The organism is Bacteroides caecigallinarum (assembly GCF_021531075.1).
Taxonomy (GTDB): domain Bacteria; phylum Bacteroidota; class Bacteroidia; order Bacteroidales; family Bacteroidaceae; genus Phocaeicola; species Phocaeicola caecigallinarum_B.
In genome coordinates this window covers 18988-36735 of record NZ_JADYTJ010000013.1, presented here as the reverse complement: position 1 = coordinate 36735, position 17748 = coordinate 18988, and the positions used below count along the sequence as shown (strand labels likewise).

The 17748-nt window shown below is 38.7% G+C and carries 13 protein-coding genes; 4 read left to right on the top strand and 9 right to left on the bottom strand.

Annotated elements, in window-relative coordinates:
* The first annotated feature begins 70 nt into the window (after positions 1 to 70).
* Positions 71 to 2260, top strand: a complete 2190-nt coding sequence (ccsA, locus tag I6E11_RS05525; protein ID WP_235336876.1) for a cytochrome c biogenesis protein CcsA — start codon at positions 71 to 73, stop codon at positions 2258 to 2260.
* A 172-nt stretch (positions 2261 to 2432) separates the two neighbouring features.
* On the opposite strand, the gene purT is transcribed toward ccsA, so the two are convergent.
* The 3 genes from purT to I6E11_RS05510 all read right to left on the bottom strand — a co-directional run bounded on the left by purT (position 2433) and on the right by I6E11_RS05510 (position 5086).
* Complete coding sequence (gene purT / locus I6E11_RS05520) at positions 2433 to 3602, bottom strand: formate-dependent phosphoribosylglycinamide formyltransferase (protein ID WP_235336875.1); 1170 nt, start codon at positions 3600 to 3602, stop codon at positions 2433 to 2435.
* A 66-nt stretch (positions 3603 to 3668) separates the two neighbouring features.
* Positions 3669 to 4742 (bottom strand): PspC domain-containing protein, encoded by a 1074-nt coding sequence (locus tag I6E11_RS05515; protein ID WP_235336874.1) that lies wholly within the window; start codon positions 4740 to 4742, stop codon positions 3669 to 3671.
* Positions 4739 to 5086, bottom strand: coding sequence for a PadR family transcriptional regulator (locus tag I6E11_RS05510; RefSeq protein ID WP_235336907.1), 348 nt, complete (start codon positions 5084 to 5086; stop codon positions 4739 to 4741). Before I6E11_RS05510 ends, I6E11_RS05515 begins: the two co-directional genes overlap by 4 nt.
* A 170-nt stretch (positions 5087 to 5256) precedes the next feature.
* Here I6E11_RS05510 and I6E11_RS05505 point away from each other — a divergent pair, with 170 nt between their 5' ends.
* Positions 5257 to 5757 carry a GNAT family N-acetyltransferase gene (locus I6E11_RS05505; protein ID WP_235336873.1) on the top strand — a complete coding sequence of 167 codons (501 nt, stop codon included), beginning with the start codon at positions 5257 to 5259 and terminating at the stop codon, positions 5755 to 5757.
* A 70-nt stretch (positions 5758 to 5827) separates the two neighbouring features.
* Here the strand turns inward: I6E11_RS05505 and I6E11_RS05500 are convergent, their stop codons facing one another.
* The gene (locus tag I6E11_RS05500; protein ID WP_235336872.1) at positions 5828 to 7348 is read right to left on the bottom strand and encodes a DUF4301 family protein; all 1521 of its coding nucleotides are present in this window, start codon (positions 7346 to 7348) and stop codon (positions 5828 to 5830) included.
* A gap of 129 nt (positions 7349 to 7477) precedes the next feature.
* Here I6E11_RS05500 and I6E11_RS05495 point away from each other — a divergent pair, with 129 nt between their 5' ends.
* Both I6E11_RS05495 and I6E11_RS05490 read left to right on the top strand, forming a co-directional pair.
* The gene (locus tag I6E11_RS05495; RefSeq protein WP_235336905.1) at positions 7478 to 9694 is read left to right on the top strand and encodes a RelA/SpoT family protein; all 2217 of its coding nucleotides are present in this window, start codon (positions 7478 to 7480) and stop codon (positions 9692 to 9694) included.
* A 103-nt stretch (positions 9695 to 9797) separates the two neighbouring features.
* Complete coding sequence (locus I6E11_RS05490) at positions 9798 to 10199, top strand: DUF1573 domain-containing protein (protein WP_235336871.1); 402 nt, start codon at positions 9798 to 9800, stop codon at positions 10197 to 10199.
* Between the two features lie 62 nt (positions 10200 to 10261).
* Here the strand turns inward: I6E11_RS05490 and I6E11_RS05485 are convergent, their stop codons facing one another.
* The 5 genes from I6E11_RS05485 to I6E11_RS05465 form a co-directional block, all read right to left on the bottom strand.
* On the bottom strand, positions 10262 to 11356 hold the full coding sequence (locus I6E11_RS05485) for a TlpA disulfide reductase family protein (RefSeq protein ID WP_235336870.1): 1095 nt from the start codon (positions 11354 to 11356) through the stop codon (positions 10262 to 10264).
* Between the two features lie 91 nt (positions 11357 to 11447).
* Entirely contained in the window at positions 11448 to 12152 is a 705-nt protein-coding gene (locus I6E11_RS05480; protein ID WP_235336869.1) for an AbgT family transporter, read from the bottom strand.
* Positions 12142 to 12870 carry a DUF5932 domain-containing protein gene (locus I6E11_RS05475; protein ID WP_235336867.1) on the bottom strand — a complete coding sequence of 243 codons (729 nt, stop codon included), beginning with the start codon at positions 12868 to 12870 and terminating at the stop codon, positions 12142 to 12144. The genes I6E11_RS05480 and I6E11_RS05475 overlap by 11 nt, the downstream gene beginning before the upstream one ends.
* A gap of 35 nt (positions 12871 to 12905) precedes the next feature.
* Entirely contained in the window at positions 12906 to 17345 is a 4440-nt protein-coding gene (locus I6E11_RS05470; protein ID WP_235336864.1) for a DUF5112 domain-containing protein, read from the bottom strand.
* Between the two features lie 96 nt (positions 17346 to 17441).
* Positions 17442 to 17618, bottom strand: coding sequence for a BF3379 family histone-like protein (locus I6E11_RS05465; RefSeq protein ID WP_235336862.1), 177 nt, complete (start codon positions 17616 to 17618; stop codon positions 17442 to 17444).
* Positions 17619 to 17748 lie beyond the last annotated feature (130 nt).

Below are 17748 nucleotides of genomic sequence, written 5' to 3'. Positions count from 1 at the left end.
CTGTCCTCTGGTAAGAAACTGGAGGACAGTCTTTCCAAACAGATACACTTTTTATATGACAAGCCAGTCGATGAAAATCGCCAAAAACATTACCATCATAACCATCTCACTGCTGATAATAATCATGATGACAGCCACAATAGTGGAAAAGACATATGGTACATCATTTGTCGGCAAATATTTCTATTCCAATCCCCTGTTCATAGTTTTATGGTCCATAGCTGCTGTTGCAGGAATCATCTATACCCTTAAACGAAAATTACACAAACGGATAATCACTTTCTGTATGCATGCCTCCTTCATCATTATCCTGTCAGGTGCCTTCATAACACACATCTTCGGACTACAAGGTAGCATACATCTCAGAATGAACGAGAATCCCATACAGTGTTTCAAAACGGCAGATGAAATGGAACATAAACTCCCTTTCAGCATATCGCTTGAAGACTTCCGTACCGAATACTATTCCGGTACTACCACACCAATGGATTATGTGAGTACAATAACCATACACGATGGTACGGACACGGAAGGGAAAGTTTCGATGAACCGTATACTAAAACACAGAGGTTATCGTTTCTATCAGTCGGGATATGATGCCGACGGGAAAGGTAGCACACTATACGTAAGCCACGACCCGATTGGGATTGCAGTAACTTACAGCGGATATATAATTCTATTTCTTTCAATGATTCTGTTTTTCTTTGAGAAGAAATCAGCTTTTATGAAGAGAATTTCTACTACAGGGATGTTACTGCTTATACCATTTATGTCATCATTTGCCGAAAGTAAATTGCCACCTGTACTACCAGCCGGCACAGCAGAAGCTTTTGGAAATATACGTGTAAATCACAATGGACGTATTGCTCCGACACAGACTCTCGCTATAGATTTCACCAAGAAAATATATGGAGAGAAAAGCTACGAAGGATTGTCGGCAGAACAAGTGCTTACAGGATGTTTTTTCTACTACGACTACTGGAAAGAGGTACCTTTTATACGTATAAAAAGTAAATATGTGCAGAATATTTTAGGAATAGAAGGCAAATATGCCAGACTAACGGATTTTATAGGAACTGACGGATTTAAAATAGACGAGCAGCTTAAGACAGAGAAAGACAGGACTCACATACGTGAGCTGGAAGAAGCTGCAGAGAAATTCAGTCTGATAAGCTCCTTATGTACGGGAAATCTTCTGAAGATATACCCTGTGTTCGATAAAGAAAGAGAGACATTTACATGGTATTCCATCCCAGACAATCTTCCACCGAGCATTGAACGCGAGAAATGGCTTTTCATAAGATACAGTATGAACTATGTAGCCGAGAAGGTGGCAATGAAGGATTTTAAAGAGACGGAAAAACTCATAGACAAAATAATAAGTTTTCAGGAGAAGGAAGCAGGAAAATCATTACCCTCGGTTCTGAAATTCAAGGCAGAGAGAATTTACAATTCGTTTGCAAACCTTAAGTTACTTGCAATGTTCTGCCTAACGGTTGGACTTTTCGGCTATATATTTCAGATTTACAATATAATAAAGGCTAGAAAGAATAACGGTATAAACAGTTGCCTTTATTTATTGCTATTCCCTACCCTCGCTTATGCGACAGGTATTATTGCGCTGCGATGGATAATAAGCGGACACATACCTGTTTCAAACGGCTTTGAAACCATGCTGATTATGTCTGTGGTATCGATTTCGTTCAGCATCATCTTCCGCAGACGGATTAATAATTCTGTATCAGTGGGATACATGATTTCAGGGCTTGCACTGTTGGTAGCTATGATGGGCGACAGTAATCCGGCCATTACTCCACTGATGCCTGTACTGTCGTCACCGCTTCTGAGCATACATGTTATGTCTATCATGATTTCGTATTCCCTGTTTGCAATAATGATGCTGAACGGTATTTCAGCCGAAATTCTTCATAGGAGCGGAAACAGAAGCAGTGACATCAGCAGTCTGGAAAACAGCAGCAGGATAATTCTCTATCCAGCCGTTTTCCTGTTGGTGTTCGGAATCTTCATAGGAGCAATTTGGGCTAACGTATCGTGGGGAAGATATTGGGGTTGGGACCCTAAAGAGGTATGGGCACTCATCACCATGCTGATTTACTCGGCTGCCCTGCATACTGAATCTATCCACTCTTTCAAAAATCCGATGTTCTTTCACCGTTTCTGCATACTGGCATTCACAGCAGTGCTGATAACCTATTTCGGTGTGAACTTTATACTTGGAGGTATGCACAGTTATGCATGAGTGAACGGGCAGTAAACGGTTACTGAACAGAAGCTAAACGATTTCTAAACGTTACCTAAAACAATAACGCCCGCCGTACACCGAGTTCATCCGGTGTTCAGCGGGCGTTCATCCAACGTTCACTCAGCGTTTAGCACGCATTTAAATTCCGTTTATTAGCTGTTCAGACGTATCAATATACCTCAACCTTATCTGCAAGTGACTTACATTTGTCACGTAGTGCATCAAGGTCACCGCCTACCTTGTCATAGCAAACTACGACGCCCATACGACGGTTGAGTTTTGTATATGGCTTTCCGAATATACGCAAGTATGTGTCAGGCTGTGAACATACATTCTCCAAACCTTTATAGCGAGGTGCATCCTTGCTGGCTATTGGTGAAAGGATAACAGCACTTGCGCCGATGTGTTCCTGAGTAATTCCAGGAATTGGCAATCCCAGAATAGCATACAGATGAAGTTCAAATTCGTTAAGGTTCTGTGTATTTGCCAATGTCACCATACCAGTGTCATGAGGACGTGGAGAAAGTTCTGAGAAATATACACCATTGTCATGGCTCAAGAAGAACTCTACTCCCCAAAGTCCGTAACCTGTAAGTGCTTCGGTTACCTTTGCAGCCATCTGCTGAGCCTCAGCCAAGTGTTCAGGAGCGATACGTGCAGGCTGGAAACTTTCGCGATAGTCGCCCCCCTTCTGTACATGTCCTATAGGAGGACAGAACAATGTAGGACCATTCTTCTGAGTAACTGTAAGAAGTGTTATCTCGCTGTCGAATTTGATAAACTCTTCTACAATGAGTTCCTTGATGTCGCCACGGCTTCCGCTACATCCGTAGTCCCATGAATACTGCAAGTCCTCAGGACCTTTGGCTACAGACTGTCCTTTTCCTGAAGATGACATCAATGGTTTGATAACACATGGATAACCAATCTTTTCGGCTGCTTCCTTAAGTTCTTCGTATGATTTGGCATAGAAATATTTGGCTGTCTTAAGTCCCAGTTCTTTTGCCGCGAGGTCACGTATCTCTTTACGGTTCATTGTAAAATTCACGGCTCTTGCACTTGGAACAACCTGAATACCTTCTTTCTCCAGATGGAAAAGACGTTCTGTACGAATAGCCTCAATTTCAGGAACAATAATATCCGGACGATATTTTGCCACAACCTTGTCGAGTGCATCGCCATCGAGCATACTAAACACCTCACACGCGTCGGCAACCTGCATTGCGGGTGCACCGGCATAAGAATCACATGCAATTACGTACTGTCCCAATCTTTTGGCAGCAATTACAAACTCCTTACCCAATTCTCCGGAGCCAAGCAAAAGTATTTTTTTAGTCATAATTATAAGAGTTTTGTCTATATGTCTGCAAAGATAACATTTTTCCTAATATATTATACTTATGAATTACAATATTCTGTGGAACAGAAGATGAGTCGGGTGAATTATGAACGGTGCCTGTGAAACCAATACTATACTTACAGAAGCCGCAACTATCCACAGCAAAATCATAAGTATTTTCATTGAGGTGGACATAGGTTCCTTTTTTCCAGTAATATGAAGTACAAAATGGATAAGGCCAACCACAGGTATTCCTATCAGCAATAATCCGCAAACGACCATTGTGACAGCAAGTCCAGCAGATGTTCCAACCATATCCCAGTTGATGTAAGGCAATGCCTCATAGAAGAATGCCGGAACACTAACCAATACTCCGGTGGCAGCCATCAGCAAAGCAAAAAGTACAATCAGACCTACCATCACGACAGGAGCACAGCATATAGCCAATATGACAAATGCCAGCTTTACAATGAAGCCAAGTACCGAAAAAAAGATATTTCCCAATTTTTCTACAAACGAACGTGGTTTGTCGGAGTGGACATAGTCATTCATCTTCTCAAAACCGTCTGTCACAGTCTTACCTATATTCTCCATATTCACAGGCTCCCCTTTCATCTGAAGTTTTTCTGTAGCAGTACGGGCCACTGGTATTATAATCCACGCTATGATATATGCCAATATAAATCCATGAAGGAATATACCACATATCAAAACTGCGATGCGTGTCCATGCTACATCCCATCCGAAATATGCAGCAAGACCTGACAGTACACCACCAAGAATCTTGTCGTTCGGATTTCTGAACAAACGGCGTTTCGGAATTTCATCACCGTTAGTAGCACTGCCAGAATTATCCGCATTGTTGTTTAACTCTTCTTCTGCATTTATTTCCTCCGGTTTACCCATACGCGCTATCACTTCTTCCACATTCTCTATGGTAATTACTTGCTGACCACGAGAGATATATTCGGAAAACAACTCAGCTATACGGTTTTCCATGTCCTTTACTATCTCATCGGCATCAGCCTCACTACGGAAGTGGTATTTCAGATTGTTCAGATAATTATCCAATAAAACGTATGCATCTTCATCTATGTGATAAACAGTACCACCCAAATTAACTGTCAATGTCTTTTTCATTTTGATTCAATTGTTAAAAGTTCGTTCCTTAAATGATTTACCGTATTGGAGAGTTCGTCCCATGCTGCTTCCAGTTCGGACAACACCCCTTCTCCATCAGAAGTCAGTTTATAATATTTACGTGGAGGCCCTTGAGTTGACTCTACCCATTCGTAAGCCAAAAGTCCATCATTCTTCAATCTGGTAAGTAATGGATAAAGGGTCCCCTCAACAACTATCAGTTTTGCGCCTTTCAACTTCTGAATTATATCCGAAGCATAGGACGGCTCTCTGTGCAGCAACAAGAGTATGCAATACTCAAGCATCCCCTTTCGCATTTGAGACTTTACATTATCAACATTCATGATTATTCTTATTACTTTGTTTGTATGGCACAAATATATGTATAATCAGATTACCTTGTATTGCAAAGTACCTGATATTTTAGTATTTTTAATACAATTAACTAAAGTCGGGTTACAACCAGCCCGATAAAAACGTATTTTTGCAAGAGTACAACTAAAAACAAGAGTATATGACTAATATTAGAAAAGCTACAACTGAGGATATTAAACTGATAAACGAGTTGGCATGGATAGCATTTCCTGCTACTTACAAGGATATCCTGACCAAAGAACAGATAGACTACATGATGGAGTGGATGTATTCGCCTGACAATCTTCTGAAACAGATGACGGAAGAAGGACATATTTACTATCTGGCATACTCGGGCAACAAGCCTGCCGGATATGTGTCAATACAGAAGGAAGGCGAAGACCTGTTTCATCTGCAGAAAATATATGTCCTGCCTGAATTCCAAAAGGAACATATCGGAAAACAGCTGTTCTGCAAAGCCAAGGAAGCTGTAAAAGAAATAAACGGCAAACCGTGCAGGATGGAGTTGAACGTAAACCGTAATAATCCGGCTTTGGGATTCTATCAGCATATGGGAATGAAAAAGGTTTCTGAAGGCGATTTCGATATAGGCGGCGGATATTATATGAATGATTATATAATGGCGATAGATATTGAATAAAAAAATGCATGCAGACTGTGGGGAAAACCACTCTGCATGCATTTTTATATCATAGAGTCAGTAAAAAAGATTACTGATGCTGTTCTCTCAACAAGTCGTTGACAGTCTTGACCGGATTGAAAGTACTCAAAGGTACTTCAACGAAGATAGTGCTCCAGTCGCTCATAGAACCATTCCACAATCCAGGAAGCTCAAGTGCCTTAAGTTCCTTGCCACCTTTTGATTTATATGATATAAATCCTGTAGCCTTATCAACATAGTTCACAAGGTTAAACTTATTTCCCTTATAATCGCGGACTGCACAAACCAAGTCAACAGGATTAAAGTGCGTACCCTTTTCGAACATAGCTTTCTTTTCAGGGTCGTTCATATCAATCTGTGAGCTTTCAAGAATCTGCAATGAAATAGTTCCATCAGGATTATAAGCAAGGAAAGGACCACCACCAGGTTCGCCAACATTCTTCACCATACCGCAAACACGCATAGGACGGTTAAGTTTCTTACGCAGATAAATAACCAAATCGGCATCCTCCATATCCTTTATATCATCCTTGCGGCAGTGAAGCTGCTGCTGAACAAAACGGATGATATTTTCCAATTCATCATGGCGGTAATGACCACTATCAAGGAGCTGAAGATATTCGAAAGCCTGTTTCTGAAGTGTAACCAGAACTCCGGCAAGCAACTTCTTATAAGTAACAGTATCACCCTTAAGTCTGTCTGGAACAACATTGTCAATGTTCTTGATAAATACTATATCAGCATCAAGATCATTGAGGTTTTCTATCAAAGCACCATGACCACCCGGACGGAACAACAATTTACCATTGTCGCGGAAAGGCTTGTTTTCCATATCGGCTGCAACTGTATCTGTGCTAGGTTTCTGTTCCGAAAAACTGATATTATATTTTATTCCGTATTTAGCAGCATACTGGGCAACTTTCTCGTCTACAAGTTTCGCAAAAAGTTCGCGATGTTCTGTAGATACAGTGAAATGAACATTCACTTCCCCACTCTTTCCGGCAGCATATAACGCTCCTTCAACCAAGTGTTCTTCCAATGGAGTACGTACACCATCCTCATATTTATGGAATTTAAGGAGACCTTTAGGTAGTGCTCCATAGTTCAAACCTGCAGATTCAAGAAGGTTAGCTACTACAGCCTTGTAATTTCCCTCTGAAATCAGAGCATCAATACCTTTAGAATTATTCTTTACGCACGCAGTATCAAGGTCGGCATAAAAAGCAAAGTTCTTGATATTGTTAAAGAATTTCTTTTCGAAATCAGTTGTAGGAACATCATAATCCGCGCCAAGGAATTCGAACATATTCTTGAACATACGGCTTGCAGCTCCAGATGCAGGTACAAACTTGACTATTTTCTTGTCACTTTCCTTATATGCATCCCAGGCTGCCAGATAAGTTTTCTGGGCATTTTCGTCAGCAAGCATAATACCGCGGTTTTCTACTGATGCAGCAGCAAATAATTTTAGAAAAGGGAAACCTTTTTCGAAACAAGCTAACTGTTCGGCAATCTGTTGTTCAGAGATACCTTTCTTAGCCAATAATTCTTTGTCTTGTTGTGTTAACATAATGTATAAATTAAGTAATGAATTCGTTCAATAGTATAGAAATCTGCTCAAAATTATAAAAAAGGACGAAATATAACGAATATAATGAAGAAAAAAACTACCTTTACACTCAAGAAAAAGGATAAAGTCATGGAAGAAACAGCTTTTTTTAACAGTGATGAAAAAGAATTGCTCTTTGCATTATATAAAAAACTATTAAGGCTATCAAAAGATACATTACAAAAAGACGACTGCAGAAAGATAAAATCGCATCTTATCAAGGTGATGAAGAACGGAGGAATTCCAAGAAACGCATTTGGAATGAACCCAATAATAAAAGATATGCAAACAGCCGTCATTGTAGCCGAAGAAATAGGTATGCGACGTGCCTCCATTCTAGGTATAATGCTGCATGAATCTGTGAAATATAATCTTTGCACACTAGATGAAGTAAAAAATGAATACGGAGAAGACGTTGCAGGAATAATCAAAGGGCTTGTAAAAATCAATGAGCTTTATGCCAAGAGCCCAACCATTGAATCGGAAAACTTCAGAAATCTTCTGCTCTCGTTTGCAGAAGATATGAGAGTTATTCTCATTATCATTGCAGACAGAGTAAATCTGATGCGACAGATAAAGGACTCGGAGAATGAAGAAGCCAGAATCATGGTATCAAATGAGGCTGCATACCTTTATGCTCCACTGGCACACAAATTAGGTTTATATAAACTTAAGTCTGAACTTGAGGACCTTTCGCTGAAATATACACAGCATGACATCTATTATCATATCAAAGATAAGCTGAACGCCACAAAACAGGCACGCGACAGATATATCGATGCCTTTATCGAGCCTATCAAAAAGAAACTGGAGGATGCCGGACTGAAATTCCATATGAAAGGCAGAACCAAGTCCATACACTCCATTTATCAGAAAATGAAAAAACAAGGTTGTCCTTTTGAAGGTGTTTACGACCTATTTGCCATTAGAATAATACTGGATTCCGAACTGGAAAAAGAGAAACAGGAGTGCTGGCAGGCTTATTCGATAGTAACGGATATGTATCTGCCTAACCCAAAACGTCTGCGCGACTGGCTGTCTGTACCTAAAAGTAACGGATATGAATCACTCCATATCACGGTCATGGGGCCCGAAGGTAAATGGGTAGAAGTACAGATACGTACTGAAAGAATGGACGAGATAGCCGAAAAAGGTCTGGCTGCACACTGGAGATATAAAGGTATAAAAGGTGAGACAGGACTTGACGAATGGCTTAACTCTATACGCGAGACTCTGGAGAATGCAGACAGCGATATAGAAGCAATGGATCAGTTCAAGCTTGACCTGTACAAGGATGAGGTATTCGTATTTACTCCGAAAGGAGATTTATACAAACTTCCACAAGGGGCAACTGTACTAGATTTTGCATTCACTATCCATACGAACCTAGGTAGCAAATGTATCGGTGCTAAAGTGAACGGAAAGAATGTCCAACTGAAACAGATTCTGAATAGTGGGGATCAGGTTGAGATTATGACATCCAACACTCAGGTTCCGAAACAGGACTGGCTGAATTTTGTCACAACATCAAAAGCCAAGACAAAAATACGTCAGGCACTGAAAGAGATTGCCGCACGACAGACTCAATTCGCCAAGGAAACTCTGGAACGCAAATTCAAGAACAAAAAGATTGAATACGACGAATCAATATTGATGAGACTCATCAAGAAGATGGGATTCAAGAGTGTAACAGATTTCTACAAGAGCATTTCCGACGAAAGTAGTGATATAAACACTATTATTGATAAGTATCAGGAAATGCAAAAACGCGAAACGGAACAGCGGGAAGAAGTTATCTACAGAAGTGCTGAAGGATATAACCTGCAGCAGACAGCAGACACCAAGGACTATTTTAAAGACGATGTGCTAGTGATAGACCAGAATCTGAAAGGAATAGACTTTAATCTTGCAAAATGCTGTAATCCTATATATGGTGATGATGTATTCGGTTTTGTTACGATATCCGGTGGTATCAAGATTCACCGCTGCGACTGTCCTAATGCTCCGGAAATGAAGGCACGTTTCCCTTACCGTATAGTACGCGCAAAATGGGCCGGAAAGAGCCAAGGCAAACAGTATCCTATCACGCTGCGTATAGTAGGTCATGATGATATAGGAATTGTGACAAACATCACCTCCATCATCAACAAGGAAAACAATATACTTCTGAGATCAATAAGTGTAGACTCGCACGATGGGCTATTTTCCGGAATGCTTACAGTAATGGTGGACGATATATCCAAACTGGAGGCTCTGATAAAGAAACTAAGAACAGTAAAGGGAGTAAAACAGGTAAACCGAGGTTAAATTGAACATTCAGGAACCTGGTTCTGTTAATTAAAGTGATTAAAAACATTCACAAATTAGATTATAAACTATATTCGCAACGATTAATATAAAATAGAAGTATATGAAGAAGTTTATTCTTACCACATTAATGCTCTTTATGGGTATAATAATGGTAATGGCCGCCGGTACAGCAGAAATAAAGTTTGAGAAAACTACGCACGATTTCGGAAGTTTCTCTGAAAACAGTCCTAAAGTGACATGTACATTCAAATTCACTAATGTAGGCGATGGTCCTTTGGTTATTCATCAGGCAATAGCTACATGTGGATGTACAGTACCACAGTATCCGAAAGAACCAATAAAACCGGGAGAAAGCGGCGAAATAATTGTTACTTACAACGGAGCAGGCAAATTTCCGGGAAGATTTCAGAAAACAATCACACTAAGAACAAACGGTAAATCCGAAATAACACGTCTTATTGTTAAGGGCGATATGATGCCGGCTGCAGCAGATGCACAATAATATAAAAAAAACGAAGAGGTTGAAAAAGCCTCTTCGTTTTTTGTTTATATGTCTTACAAGAATTATTTTAAAAGTTCTCCAAGTTTTGCAGCAATCTCATCACCACGTAAATCTCTTGCTATGATATTTCCTTCCTGATCGACAAGTACAGTGGCTGGAATAGCACGTACTCCATACAAAGCAGCACCCTCGCACTGCCAAGCCTTAAGGTCTGACATCTGAGGCCATGTAATGTTCAAATCCTTGATAGCCTGTTTCCACTTGTCAGCATCCTTATCAAGAGAAACACCAACTATACCGAAACCTTTATTCTTAAACTGCTTGTATGCAGCTACTACATTAGGCATTTCCTGACGGCATGGTCCGCACCAACTAGCCCAGAAGTCAATAAGAGTATACTTGTTCTTGCTAACGAAATCTGAAAGTTTTACAGTCTTTCCTTCTGGTGTATTCATCGAAAAATCAATATATTTCTTTCCTACAACAGTCTTCATAGCATTGTCAATGTATTCTTTCAGACGAGTCATTGAAGAAGATGCAAGATATTTCTGAGGGAGTTTTTCTAGCAAAGCACCAGTCTGTTCAACATCGAACGAAAATCCGTTAGACTGTAACAGATAAGCACCTACAGCATTATTGATATTTGCTTCTGTCTGGGCATATACAAAATCCATGCATTCAGACATAATCTTGTCATAAGCCTCTACCAATGAATCTCTCTGAATGTCTGTAAGTGTTGAATCTGTACTATATATTTTCTGAATATTTCCCAATTGCCTATCAAATGAAGTATACTTATCATTATAGACTGTAAATATATCATTTGCAGGTGTACCTGTTATTTTATTATTACCCAAATCAGCATTTATATTACCTTCTTCTATAAATACCATAGCCATCAGATTATTCGTTCCGTCTCCATATGTTAAATATTTTGGAGCAAAAATCGAATCCGGCATTCCCTTGAACTCAAACTTACCGTTCTTCACAATGGCTGAATCCAAAGTGAAAGCTTCTCTCCCATCATAATAACGCATGTAAACATAGTCACCGTCTTTTGCTCCGGCAATAGTACCATCGATGGTAAAACCACCTTTCTCCTGACATGCAGCCAATGCCATAACACCAGCTGCGGCAAATAGTAATCCTTTTTTCATTATTGTTTTTAACTTTAAATTATTGATTGCAAAATTATATCATTTAAATCTAACAGACAGTTATAAGGGAAGCATTTTAATTATATTTAAATCACTTCCGATTATATAATTCCCAAATAAAAGGTATTATACAGCAAGTCCAATAAATCCAATCCAATACTTCATGAGTTATTCCCATACAAACAGGCAAGCCACTATACTTGAAGGCAGCAACAAATTGAATGACAAAAAACAATGATACGATATATGATGGGAAACGATAAAACAGATACGACATACCATTAACAATATCAACATCACTTCGGTAACGGTCAGCAGAATATCCATAAACCACTGATGTAAGACTTATAGCTATTGACAATATACAGAACGCACCATCATGCAAAGGTGAATCTACATATCTGCCCGTCACTCCACGAACTATGTTCCAAGGTCCCCAAGCCAATAATGCATATACCGTAAAACATAAAATAGAAACGATAGATGCCCCCACCAAAGATTTCTTTTCCTTTCCGGAAAGTTTTCTTTCCCGTTTCACGATACGCCATAACACATTGCCCAATCCTGAATGCATAAACAAACCGGCAGACATAAAAGAGATTATAAAAAAGTAAAGCGCAGGCGATGACATAAGGTTTTCTTCTGTATATCTTAAAAACCACCTCAGAGCCTCTGTGCTTATTATATTCTTTATACCTTCCCATGCGTATACGTTACCTATCCATGACAGCACTGCCACAAGCCACCACAGACAGAAAAACAACGTAGCCGGATGTATTACATTTCTATTCCTCATCAGGTTCAAGATTATCTATATCCAGTATTCGCAGTTCGAATGCACGAGTCACAAGTCTACAAGCATTTACCCCAGTCCTTTCATCAGAACGGAACAATCTGTTAATCAACTCATTTTGTCTCTTCTCTATAGACTTCACTCCAAAAGGTATTGCCTTTAGATTGGTTATCATCTCTTTGGTATATCCTAGTGCAAGATGACGCAACAGACGTTCGTCGTATTCGTCAATATCATAATCTATTATTGCCTCCTGACGTTTTTGTTCAACTGCTACACTCTGTTTGAAACGTGCCACAATCTTCTCCAATATAGGATAATTGAATACCAGTTTTTTTCCTTCCATTACGGCTTGAACATCAATGGCTGTAAGCAATTCTCCTGTTTTTAGTATTATTCCATCCGCACCGGCATTTAAAGCATCTACCCATAATTTCTCATTCAGAACCTCTCCCGTGAAAATTAGAACCTTTATCTCTGGTCTCTCTTTATGCAGACGGGAACATATTTCAATACCAATAGTAGTAGAGCCTCCAAGTCCTAAATCAAGAAGTACCATATCCGGAGATTTTGTCTCCATCAATGTCCAAAATTCAGCTTCAGTCATGGCTGTACCTATAACCTCTGCGTTAGGTATTTCATGACGGAATATTTCTTCCGTACCTTTCAATTCCAGTTTTACGTCCTCTACTATTATTACTTTAAACTTCTCCATGTTCAATATCTCTTTACGTTATGTTTATCAACAATTTATTTTCATTTGTTTTTCAGCGGAACGGTAAACCATACACTAAAGCCACACCCATCGCTGGCAGGAGTTGCATTTATACGGCATCCTCTACGCCCGCCGAATTCATCATGATCTCTTATTATCTGCTTGCATATAAGATACTCAGCACCCGACAATATATCTCCACTATCTGACATATTTACCTTAGCATTATCAGGGTAAAACAGAAGATTCAATTCTCCTTGCGTAAAATTACGACGTCTGTCCGTAAAATCGAATCTTGCAAACCCGTCATAACAGCTTACTGATAATATTATATCACCGGCTACATTATATCTCAGAGCCTCATCGATAAGATTCTCCAATAAAAAACGAAGTAGAATTTCATCACCAATCACTACATATTCTTCCTTGACATCAACAGCGAAATCCGGAAACACTTGCATTCGTTTTATCGCTTTTTTATAATATTTATCCGTATAGGAAACTAAATCGGAGACATTTAGCAGCGATCGTCTGAATGTAACTCCTTCGAGCATACGCGATGCATTGGACGACAGAATTGTAAAGACTTCCTTGTAATAGTTCACAAGTTCATCCATATCGCGAAGACTCTTTTCCATTCCTGTTTCATTTATACCTGAGGAATAACTATTTCTTATTTGTTCAACCAGTTTCCTTAAACGTCCGGGATAATATATTGTTTCATGCTTGATAGTGGAAAGACAATTGTCAAGAACCAGATTCTGTACATGCAGCGTATTTTCCTCGTGCTCAGCCCTCGAAGCATCGTCCTTGGCAAGTTCAATATCCTGAAAGCGTCTCTCTACTTGTACTATTGTATGATACAAAGCAACTCCAAGATATTCGCTTACAAGTTCAAGCAATATTTTATCTTCATCACGCACAGATTTTTCATCTGAACATAACCCTATTACTCCGATATATTTAACTTCGTTTGGTGCATATACACGTAATGGTAAAATTATCCATTTTTTTTCTTCATCGTACATAATACACCTACGATTATATGATTTATTAAGATTTTCCAACAAGACATCATCATCACATTCAGCAAACCACGACAAAACCAGTTTCTTTTCCACTTCATCATAAATACCTATCACAAGATTATCAATAGTAATAAGTTCATTAATATCACGGAAAATAGAGTTCACTGTCCTTGAACAGATTTCTGATGTTTTTTCAGGAGTATCATTCGATACAGATGCAGAAAATACAGTCTGATTTATTGTTAGAACCTGCTCCATATTATACCTGTAATGAAGCATTCGTCTTAGATATATCATATAATATGCCACCAGTCCCACTATTATCATAACCATAAAAAGCATTATAGCCACCATTTTATTGTTGGCCGATTTCTGCATATTGTGGCAATACTGTTCCAAGGATTTATCTTCGCTTATCTGTTTGTACAATGTAGTATAAGCTTTATTATTATAATAATATTTTGAAAAATTCTTCACTGCAAGACTTGCCACAGCCACTTCATTCCTTATATCAAGTATTATATAATAGTCTGTATCAAACTTATCATTAAGCCACACCAGTTCAGGAGCCTCGTCTTTACTGTCAGTATCAAGCAGAGGAATCTTCTTACCGGAATATTTAATATAATGGCGGTTCAAATATAGAAATGCACTGTCTGCCAAAACCAATGCATTATCATAATCTGCTCTGACATTACAATCGTACACCATATTAGCATACATATTGGCAATAGCAAGAAGACTATCATACCCGGTCACTACATATCCGTCATTCGTCACTATGGATGTGTCGGTAGCAATATCTTGCGCATGAGAATTAATTACGGACATCTGAGAGAAAGATATAACCAAAGCAATTACCGACAATATTCTCCTAACTCCTTTAGGAAGACGGAAATAGAAACGACTACCTCTGCCTGGTGTACTTTCAATACCAAACTTGCATACATCAAACAAAGGACTTGTCTTTCTGTATTTTTCTATTATACCTTTACAGTTCATGAGCCCGAAACCATGTCCTTTCTGCCTGCTAAGCTCATTCTTATCAACAGCTGCATCCGTACCTATTTTGCCTGAATCATACACCTTTTCATTCAAGATGTGCTCTACATCGACATCTGACAACCCCGGACCATTATCTTCTACTGAGATCTCCACATATCTTTCGTTTTCTACGGCAGAAAGTGTTATAGTTCCACCATCTGGGGTATATTTACGTGCGTTATCGGCCAGCGTGTTTATCATAAATAAAGTAAGAGCTTTATCTGCCTTCACTAACAAGTCACTGTATTCAATATTCAGTTGTTGTCTTTTTACTTCAAACGAATGTTTCCCCTTTGATATTACTTCGAACAGACTATCAAGGGAAAAATTCTCTATATTCAAATTTATATCCCCTTGTTTCATCTTTATCCATACGGCCAATATATCATTGTAATCATTAATTTTCGACAATAATTCATCGATATACTGCAACTTTGCATTTCTCACATCAACATTCTGTGCAAATGATGCATTCCTCAGCTTGGCAACTTCATTTATCACTCTGTCTATGTATGGCACTATACCATTCACTATAGCTACACAAGCTTTCTTTATTTCATTCTGACGTTTATTCTCTGCTATATGTATGCGATGTATGTATTCTTCCTGTTCCAAACGGATTCTGGCATCAGCAAGCATCATAAGATTAAGTCCATTCTCAAGAGTCCATGCCATATACGGAGTAATGAGTCGCATCATCGACATTTCATCACGTCGCAACTTTCCATCTTTTTTAAGCCACAATTGCCCTATTGACTCCCCCTTACCAGGAGCAATCAAGTCTAATACAGGCGTTTTATCCTCACGAGTCCATTCAGGTTTATCACATTCATTACACGAAGACTTTAATTCAATCCATAAATCATCGGCAGCTGTCAGACTAAGGACGTCAAGACGTACGGCTTTCTCTACCTGTTCTACCACTTCGTCCGGTCCGGAAGCTTCTACAGGTACAGCAGCCGTGATATTCCTACAAACCAGAAGAACCCTATTCAGCTTGTCTATATATAGATTATTACGTACACGCCAGAATTTGTTAAGCAAAATAAGAACTACGGCAAGAACAAAAAAGCCGAGTACAACCATCATAAGAAGAATATTCAGCAGATACGATTCTCTGTCCAATGCAGCATATCTGCTCTCCAATTCCTTATCCTGACGAGTGTAGTCAAGAATATCAAGATATATATTTCTATTATAATCCGATTGCAATTTCATCCCCATAGCCGAATAGGTCCGGCTGAGCTGTTCCCTTAATCTTGCAATCCATTCAGGTACAGTCTTTATCCCATCATTGTTTATCCATTTCAGTTCAAGCGAATACGGAAAATCATCCCTATATGTCTTCAGTCTGTCTACAGTATCATTGCAAGCATAATACTTTTCATGATGCTTATTTACATATTGCAATGCTGTATCAAGCAAAGGCAAAGCACGTTCCGGAACACCTATGTAATTATAGTATGTAGCCATTGTTCTGTATGCTCCGGAAATTTGATACCAGTCTCCATACTCCTTAAACAAGGTTAATGCTCTTTTTGCTATATTCAGGGGCAAACTGTCCATAGGACAACCATCTTCATTTATGAAATCAATCCATCCTTTGCGTCTGCCAAATATCAATTCCCTATTCGATTTAAAATTCAATATCTCAGCCATTGCCTGTAAAGCATTAGCTTCGAAATAAAGATATCCACGTTCATTCGACAGTCTGAAACATTCTATCAGATAGCCAAATTCTCCTATCACCGCATCTTCAGGAGTAGGTGCAGAATACATTCCTCCTGAGCCTCTCATATACATATAATATAGCATTTGAGATGTATCAGATTCGATCTTATCTACATCTATTGCATCTATCTCGGCCAGCGATTCTTTCTCTTGCTGTAAGTAATAGAAATATATTCCTGATGTAATATGGAATTCAGACAAGGCATAATTAAATCTTGCAGAAAAAACAGAATCAGTTTCCACTATTCTATCCTGTTTTATACGTTTTATGCGCCTCTGCGCTCTGTTCCGATAATCATAAAATTCTTTGTTTGATGATATACGCTGACAAATTTTCATAAGTCCAACATCTGCAATCAGACATTCTATCTCATTGTCCGATGTATTGATCACTCTGTTGAACAGTCTCATAGATTCATCAAAGTTCATCTCCATAAAAGCACAGAAACCCATATTATTCAAAGTCCGTGCATTGTCAGCATTACTACCATCCAACAAGGAATATGCTTCTTCAGCCAATCTGGAAGAAAGTGCCAGATTCTTATAACGAAAATTATATGACAAGGTGTTCAACGAATCAATCTTAGACACAAGTGTATCCTGAGCGTTCTGCCTATGACATGCAGAAAAAGAAAGAAAAACGAAAAACGAAAGGAATATGCCAAAGATTATCTTCATCAAACTAGCCTCCATCTAAAATTAAATAAAAAGGTTGTATCACTCCATAATAAACCGAAGTAATACAACCCCACTAAACAAAACGTTGCTTCAACATTATTTCTTAGATTCTTCCAAAGAAACTTTTCTAAATTCTTTCAACGCTTTTTCCAATTCCAAAGAAACTTTACGTGCTCTTGTTCCGGCAGCTTTGTTTCCTTTTTCGGCCTGCTGAGTAGCCTCAGAAATTAAAGTCTCACTTAATTCCTTAATCTTTTCAATTAATTCGTTCATAAATTATAATTTTTTAATTTTTCAATTACCAAAACCGTTTATTAAAAACCGCTTAGTATTCCCAAAGTAAATATAAAAACTTGGAATTACATCAATGATGTTATTCTATTTTACATCTTTTAACCAAATC